Raw genomic sequence first — 1,932 nt, forward strand, 5'->3', positions numbered from 1 at the left:
TAGCCTGGAGTCGCTGATGGCGAATTTTTTTATCGATCGCCCCATTTTCGCGTGGGTAATAGCGATTCTGCTGTGTCTGACCGGTACCCTGGCTATTTTTTCACTCCCTGTAGAGCAGTATCCGGCGCTGGCTCCGCCTAACGTGCGCGTGACCGCTAACTACCCTGGCGCCTCTGCCCGGACGCTGGAAAATACCGTCACTCAGGTTATCGAACAGAACATGACCGGCATCGATAATCTGATGTATATGTCTTCACAAAGCAGCAATACCGGTCAGGCGACGATCACGCTGACCTTCGTCGCCGGCACTCCTCCCGATGAGGCACGCCAGCAGGTGCAAAACCAGCTGCAAACCGCGCTGCGTAAGCTGCCTCAGGCGGTGCAGTCTCAGGGCGTGACGGTGACGAAAACCGGTGACACCAATATTCTGATGGTGGCCTTTGTCTCTACCGACGGCAGCATGGACAAGCAGGACATTTCAGATTACGTTGCCAGCAATGTACAGGATCCACTGAGCCGCATCGACGGCGTGGGCCAGATAGATGCCTATGGCTCGCAGTACGCTATGCGCATCTGGCTGGATCCTGACAAATTGATCAATTACGCGCTGACCACTTCCGATATTGTCAGCGCTATCGAATCGCAAAACAGCCAGGTCGCCGTTGGCCAGTTAGGCGGCCTGCCCTCTGTGGCGCACCAGGCGCTAAACGCCACCATTAACGCGCAATCGCTGCTAACCACACCCGAGCAATTTCGCCAGATTACGCTGCGTGTTAATCAGGATGGGTCGGAGGTGCGGCTCGGTGATGTGGCCAAAGTGGCGCTGGGTGCGGAAAAATATGATTATCTCAGCCAGTACAACGGCCAGCCCGCTTCAGGTTTGGGCGTAAAGCTGGCTTCGGGCGCGAACGAGCTGCAAACGGACAAGCTGGTCAGGGCACGGATAGCAGAACTGTCCCGTTATTTCCCGCCCGGCCTTAAAGCGGAAATCGCTTATGAAACCACGCCTTTTGTGGTGGCCTCAATTGAGGACGTGGTGAAAACGCTGCTGGAAGCTATCGTGCTGGTTTTTGTTGTGATGTATCTGTTTTTGCAGAACTTTCGTGCCACGCTCATTCCTACCATCGCCGTGCCGGTGGTGCTGCTTGGCACCTTTGCTGTCCTCTCCGCTTGCGGATTCAGTATCAACACGCTGACGATGTTTGCGATGGTACTGGCGATAGGTCTGCTGGTGGACGATGCCATTGTGGTCGTGGAAAACGTTGAGCGGATAATGCGTGAGGAAGGCCTGTCGCCGCGCGAAGCGACGCGTAAGTCGATGGGACAAATTCAGGGCGCGCTGGTGGGTATCGCACTGGTGCTCTCTGCCGTTTTCGTGCCGATGGCCTTTTTTGGCGGCACTACCGGCGCGATCTACCGGCAGTTTTCCGTCACTATCGTTTCCGCTATGGTGCTTTCGGTGCTGGTAGCGATGGTGCTGACACCGGCTCTTTGCGCCACGCTGTTAAAACCGCTGCCGCAGGGCGAGCATCATGCCCGCCGGGGCTTCTTTGGCTGGTTTAACCGTACCTTTAACCGCAACGCCGCTCGCTATGAGCGGGGCGTAGGGCGCATTGTGTCGAAAGCGGGACGCTGGCTTTTGCTCTATCTGCTGATTATCGGCGGTATGGCCTTACTTTTTCTGCACCTGCCGACCTCTTTTCTGCCGCTGGAAGATCGCGGTGTCTTCACTACGCAGGTGCAGCTACCGCCTGGCTCTACGCTGCAACAAACGAATAAAGTAGTCGATCGCGTTGAGCACTATTACCTGACGCAGGAAAAAGATAATGTCCTGTCCGTGTTTTCGACTATTGGTGCCGGGCCGGGCGGCAACGGGCTGAACGTGGCGCGCATGTTTGTCCGTCTGAAAGACTGGCGAGACCGGCCGGGTAA

At 56.4% G+C, this 1,932-nt stretch carries 1 protein-coding gene; it reads left to right on the plus strand.

The window, feature by feature from the left end; genetic code table 11:
• Positions 1 to 16 precede the first annotated feature (16 nt).
• Positions 17 to 1,932 (plus strand): efflux RND transporter permease subunit (locus RTK32_RS21250; protein ID WP_312047400.1); only part of this gene is annotated, 1,916 nt, incomplete at its 3' end.

The organism is Erwinia sp., assembly GCF_031978025.1.
Taxonomy (GTDB): Bacteria; Pseudomonadota; Gammaproteobacteria; order Enterobacterales; family Enterobacteriaceae; genus Erwinia.